Annotated in this window: 3 protein-coding genes; 1 reads left to right on the forward strand and 2 read right to left on the reverse strand. The window is 55.7% G+C overall.

The genetic code is table 11. The annotated features are described in order from the left end of the window. The first annotated feature begins 997 nt into the window (after window positions 1–997). Window positions 998–1534 (forward strand): hypothetical protein, encoded by a 537-nt coding sequence (locus HMPREF2942_RS00390; RefSeq protein WP_070687884.1) that lies wholly within the window; start codon window positions 998–1000, stop codon window positions 1532–1534. Window positions 1535–1866: 332 nt separating this feature from the next. On the opposite strand, the gene HMPREF2942_RS00395 is transcribed toward HMPREF2942_RS00390, so the two are convergent. Continuing rightward, entirely contained in the window at window positions 1867–2391 is a 525-nt protein-coding gene (locus tag HMPREF2942_RS00395) for a hypothetical protein (RefSeq protein ID WP_070687886.1), read from the reverse strand. A 1089-nt stretch (window positions 2392–3480) separates the two neighbouring features. Further along, entirely contained in the window at window positions 3481–5469 is a 1989-nt protein-coding gene (locus HMPREF2942_RS00405; protein WP_141755575.1) for a hypothetical protein, read from the reverse strand. Window positions 5470–6490: the final 1021 nt, after the last annotated feature.

The following is a 6490-nucleotide window of genomic DNA, read 5'->3' on the forward strand; positions in this document are numbered from 1 at the left end:
GGGGGGGCAGCGCGAGGGCGCTGGCGCGCCCGCTCGGTCGGCGCAAGCGCCTCCCTGCGCCCGCCTAGCGGCGGGCTTGCGCGCTGTCGCGCGCTCTTGTGGCCCCCTCTAAACCCCTTATCGGCTCCCTTTTGGGTAGGGTTACGTATGGAGGCTTTTGAGGGCCTCTATGGGCCGCCTGGAGCTTCTAGGTCGCCGCAGCCATGCCATGTAAAAAGAATGCATTTCCCGTGTAAATAATATGTGATTAATTGCATAACACATTGTTTTGTTTACACGCGCCCTTTTTTAAATGCCCTCTTGCAACCCCGCCATATACCCCATACTTCCCGGTAGATTCAAGGACTCTACCCTACCCGCCATGCGTGATAGCTTTCTTCCCTCTATATAGCATTTTTGAATTTCCTTGGAATTAAAGAATTGCATTCTATAAAGTTAGCTTGACAAATAAAAGTGCGCCTGTTCTAGAAAATACATACTGTTTTCTGCCAGTGCAGAAACACGCCTTGCCCTGCCCCCACCCTGACAGCGCCATCAGCAGCTGAGCCCCCTCTGGTCAGGTCATCGAGGCGGTGGAGGCTACCTATGAGCGTGTACCTGTGTCTCATGCCTAACGCACGCCTGGGCGACTTCAGGGGTATCTGGGCTAGCGGCATAGCTAGTGGCACCAAAACTAGCGAGCGCGTCGGCTGCACGGTGCCAGTACTAGCACTCATGCTGGCTGTGCTGAGGGTACGGCTAAAGGCTACTTGCCGTGGGTGAGCTTGAATTCTCCAGTAGTGCGGTTGTGCCGAGATGCCTCTAAGAGGCCTTTAGAGCCCCCTACAGAGCCGCCCAAGGCACAACAAGGCAAGAAGCTTAAACCTCAAAAGATGTCTTTAGGTATGAGAGTGCCTCAAAAATTCTCTTTCGTCTCTGAGTCGACACTACTCCGCTATATACATAGTGAAGGTTTCGAAGTAAGCATTAGAGACCCAGACGGACGGAGAAATCCACCATGTACAATCTAGCGATATCTATCGTACGTATCGGTATGCACCTGGTGTGCTACCTGGCAGCCATCCTGCTACTAGGCATCCCCGGCTTCGCGCGCATCCTCAATGAGGACGCCGTCTCCACCCTCACGTACATGAGGGAAAGCGCGGTGCTGTACGCGTACCAGCAGGCTGAAAAAGCTACCACCTTCTATGCCTGCCAGCCTGTGGCGCATTGGGAGACAATCCTGCAGGGCACCATGGGCGGCGTTTTGGAGCTTGCTCAGGACCCTGTGATGATCGTGCTTGTGGTGGTGGCAAGCATCATCGCGGCAGGCATCAGATATGGGCTAAGCCTGTATGCGCTACGCACACAACAATCAGGGGCTGCGGATAAGACCCGCAAGTACCTCGTCGGTGTATCGGTGGTATCCATCCAGGTGCTAACCCGTGCTGCGGGTCTTATCGGTGAGAGGTGGGAATGGCTTCAGCCTTATCGTGACCAGCTGATGGAGCGTCTCATCGATGCTCTCGAGACGCTGCTGTCGTCTCTGCTGTAGCCTTCGAGGGACTGCTGGTAGTAGCCCGGTGCTGTGTCTACACGGTGCCGGGCTACTACACCTGTATGATGCGAGCGCGAGGCAAGAGCTTCTCCAGTAGTAGGGTATCTGCAGCCTTGTAGGTAGGTGTGTGGTGGGTTCTTCTGTAGCACCACCACCAACACACACAACTTAAGATTATCGGCGTCTGGGTTGGGGTTGGGGTTTACGCGTATGGGTGTGTGGAGAGCCTATTGCAGCTCTATATTGACGCCACCTTACCCTTTTCGTGCTCCTGGACAAGCACGGTGGTTTGTCCAGGAGCACAAGGGGTTTTCAGGGTTGTTTGGGGGTTATTTCAGTACGAGATACATCAGAAAACCGCTGAACCGGCGCAAATACTGGAAGAAGGTTTTGGGTTTAGGTGGTTGTGTACTTGCTGGTGCGAGCAAGGCGGCTGCTTGGGTTGCTCGTTGGTATGCGGCTGTATGCGGTTGTGGGGTTGTTTCTGCGCGTAGAAGGTAGAGGATAAGGGTGTATCGGATGATGGCGGTGATCATTGCCAGGATAGCGATAGTTACTAAGGCAGTGGGGTTGTGAGCGATCATCAGGGCGGCTTGCAGGGTGGTTTGGGTGATAAATTCCCAGTAGGGGGTGAGTTGGTATGCGTAGTTTTCTGCTGTGGTGATGGCCAGTTTCTGGTAGTAGAGGGTTGCTGTGGTTTTGAGGTAGGTAAGTGCGGTAGTGGTTTCGGGTGTGAGGTAGTTGGTTTTGCCGAGGGTGTTGAGGATGAGGGTTGCTGCTAGTGCTGAGGTTGCGTGTAGGGTCATCCAGAAGATGAGGGTGATGGGTTTGATGGTTTTGAAGATGGTCAACATGACTACGGAAATCCTTCGGTTATGCCCCCTTCTTAGGTTTCGGGGGTCCTTACTGTTTCCATAGCAAGCAGCGGCGGGTTTGAAGTTTTGTGGGTGGGCTGGTTTTTGTGTTTTGCCTTGTCAGAGGGTTTTATGTGGTTTTGGGGTGGTGGTTTTTGGGGTTGTGGGTGGGGTAACCCAGTATCTTGTTTCACTTGGGTGCATGTTTTGGGGTGTGTTGAGAATTCAACCTCCGGGACACAGGTTTTAGGCGCTTACAGGCAAGGCAGACGTGGCTGAAGTTTGGGTAGTGGTTCCGGATATGGAACTAACTGCAGGAAGCAGTTGAAAGTGCGTAGTTCACTGCGAGCGCCAAGGATGGTTACTGATGGGGAACCGGTTCTGGGCGCGTGTTCAGAAGCAACCAGGGTTCTGGAAACAACTACAGGAAGCAGTTGAGAATGCGCAGCTCATTGCGAGCGCCAAGGGTTGGTTCCGGTGGTGGAACTCATTGCGGACAGTGGTTCATTGCGAGCGATACCAGCCCCAGAAAAAGCGCCACTTAGCGACAGAACGATAGGCCGGTTGCTTAGGGCATGCTGAGGAAGCCAGACAACGCAAGAAAACAAGTTCAGGGGCTGCCGAAGTTCTGGGCATGGTTTCAGGCGCGGTTATAGGCGCTCGCAGATAAGAGATAAGAAACTGTTTCTTAGGCGCTGTGGGCGCCGCTATGGGTGCTGAATGGTGCGAGTACCTCTTATTCCATCTGATCAGGTTGAGGCTTTAGATAGGGCGTACAGGGCTGTACAGAAGAGGGGTTACCTGCCTCGTGCTTATGGGGCTCCAGTATGAGCCAGATAGCTGAGATGCCGGGCGTCTTCAGTGAGCGCACCACCTCCAGAAAACCAGGACAGACAGGCGAGACAAGCTTGGGCCGGGGCTACTGACTACAAGGAAGCCAGGCAAAGCTTTGAATGAGTACCCTCCTAAGGAGAGGAAGCCGCTAGACAAGACAGCCAAAACAAGCACAGAAGCAGGCACAAGCAAGTTGGGGCAGGCGTTGGCAAGGTTCTGGGTGCTGCTTGAAGGTTCTGGGCTTAGATGGGCGTGTTAGGCAGACTGCGGGTACGGCAAAACCCCGGTACGCACCGGGGTAAGAGTGCATACCGGGTCTGCCATATAAGCCTGCACACAGACAGTAGTGATGATGGTGGTGGTGTGCGCCGGTATCGAGGATTCGGCGCACCTAGCGGTTGTTACTGGCAGTATTGTGGGCGGTGCCCTAATCCGCACCGTACTGTAGCTCAGGTGACTGGTCACTGCAGCACACGGTACACCATCGGGTTCCGGGCCGGTGAGGTATTTTCCTGCAGTAAAAGAGCTGACGGGACGGTGACCAGCATGATGGGTACGCGTCCATCGAGCGATAGCAGCAGTGAGCTGCTGGCGCAGGGTCTCTTCCAACTGGGTACGGCACAGTGCAATAGCCTCTGCAATGGTGTGCTCAGGGTAGCTATCAAGAGTGACGTAAGGGCCTTCGGGCACATCACGTCGTGCGGTGGTGGTAATGATATGCCCGGTAGCGGACCAGGTACGACCCCCATAGCTGCAGGTGACGGTAACTTCTTCACCGGTTTCGGTATCCCAGGTGACAGTGGATGCGAATTTACCTTCGGTAGCGCCAATATAGCGGCGGTTAAAGTCAGCAGCCAAGGCAGGCACGATATTGGAGGTGGCGGCCTTGTTAGTGAATGTGCTGGTCGGTGAGAAGGGCTGAAAGAAACCCTTGGTGGCACTGTAGAGGGACGAGTTACCCGGGGCTTGGGCGTTCAGCTCGATGTGGCGCTTGTACAGGCTGAACCCTGAGGATTCGTGTCCGGCAGCGTAGCGGTAATGCGACTTCACATCCAAGTTCTTGAAAAGATACCGGGCGATGTAGTCGGTGTACTGCTTGAGGTCTTTGACGCTGGCAATTTGTACATGCACGTCAACCGTGAGACCAGCCTTAGCGAGCGCGGCGCGGATGGCCTGGTCTAGGATCTCTTCGGCCTCGGTTGCGGTGGTGTTCGCCGGTAGGTTCAGGGGGTTGATGAGGTGGTAGTGCAACGAGCCTTGGTTGTTGTTTTGGGCATGGTGCATGGCGTCAGTGGTGATGCCGTTAGCGTGCGGTTCAATCACGCCGATGCAGTGGTGACCCTTGGGCAAGTTGGCAGCCTTGATACCTTCGATGGCGGCGTCCCAGATGGGCTTGAACTGGTGGGCACCCATAATGCCGGGAATGGTGATCATGGCACTGTGCGTGTTCATCTCCATGCGGCGTGAGGTAGCTGCAACGTAACGGTGGTGGATAGAGTTTTGGCAAGTGAATTTGGTGCAGCGGACGCTGTAGCAGGGGCGCGGTGAGAGGAAGACACCGTACTTGTGGTGGAAGGCGCGGGCTTCGGCCTGGATAGCGTCGGGGGTATCACGGAGGAAGGGTACACCAAGAGCACCTGCCTCTTTGGCGTGCTTGAGCAGCAGGTTGTAGTCGGCCTCTGCCTGGTTGAGCAGGGCAAGCAGGGCTTGAGGGATACGGTTTTTGGGTGCCTGGTAGTAGGCGGTGATGTCGATGGGTCCGACGCGGTTGATGCGCACAGAGTAGGTATGCGTGTCACCGCCGGTGGTGGTACTGGTGCTGGTGCTGTTTAGCGCCTCGTACTCAGCGGTTTTTTTGGGGCTGCTTTTGAAGTCGGCGATGCGGTAGCCGCCTTCTGCCATGCGTTGACAGAAGCGGCGATAGTCACCGCTGGTGGGCTGCTGATGAGACGGGACAGGGGCGGGGCTAGGGGTGATGGGGTCAGGTTCCTGGGCGCAACTACTAGGCGCGGGAGCAGGAATCGGGGTGCAGCCCTTGGCGTAGGCTGGGGCGTAGATAGTGTTCAGTGCCTGAGTGTAGACACGAGCAGCATTGAAAAGCGCATCAGCACAAGAGGCGGCATCAGCAGAATAGTGCGCAGGAAGACACGGAAAATCCTCCCCACCAGTCGTGGTGTGAGGAGGTGCAGCGTATTCGCTGTTGTTGCCTTCGGGTCGGTTTAGGTCATATTCGAAAGTAAACATCTGAAAAAGGTTGGGGCCGTAGCCCCCGGTGCTCAGGTGCATATCAACCCGTTGACCCCGCCTGACTTTTTTGTGTTCTAGCGTGTTCTTCATGGTTGGGGCTGTTGATGATGTTTAAGGTGCCTCAACCATGAATGGGGGTTATGGGTTCTGAGCTTTGGTTTTATCGTATCAGTATTGGGGTTGGTGGTGCGGTGTGGTTGGTCATTTGCCGGTGGCAGGTCTTCACACCCAGCGGTTGATCTTCACGCCCGGTGGTGGGGTTGAGTTCTTAGGCCCACCCAGGAAACAGACACGCCCCAGGAAGAACAGGGCACGCAGACCACCAGCGAGCGCAGCACCTGGCTGGTAGTGCTGACAGCTGGCAGTAGCAAGCACAGCAGCGGAGGCTGGTACTGACACTGAAGCTGGTACTGGCTCTTAGCAGATGGCGGTACTAGATAGCGGTACTGGCTGGCGGTAGTGACCGCGCTGGTCGGTGCCAGCAGATAGTAGTGCTAGCTGGTGCTGGCTCTTAGCAGGTGGCGGGTGCACAATTTTTAGGTCAGCAGGCGCAGTGATGGGTGGGTAGCTGGCTACTAGCGTCCTACCGGTAGTGGCGTCATGTCGGTGGCTTCTGATGTTGATGGGTTCTTCGGCTGAGGTCAGCAAGCGCAGCAACTGGTAGCAAGCACGGTGATTGGTGGGGAGCGGATAGTAATACTGACAGCTAACGGTAGCGGATGGTGGCCCTATGCGGGCGGTAGCGAACGCGTTGGTTGATGGTGATGAGGCTGACGCTGGTTTGGGGCACCCCACCCGATGGAGGGTTTTCACTATCGGAGGGCGTGAAGCTTACCAGGGTGGTGACTCTACGAGTGGTGACTTTTCACAAGGGGGATGCCCTTAGCAGGTGCTGGCTCTCCACAGAGGGGTGGCTCTTAGCAGGTGGCAACTCTTCACGGGTGGTGACTCTGCACAGAGGGGCACTACTCCCCCAGTGATCCTAACTGCCTTTCTCAAGGGCTCTTGACACACCCCT

It is taken from the genome of Rothia sp. HMSC071C12 (genome assembly GCF_001813895.1).
In the GTDB taxonomy this organism is placed as follows: Bacteria; Actinomycetota; Actinomycetes; order Actinomycetales; family Micrococcaceae; genus Rothia; species Rothia mucilaginosa.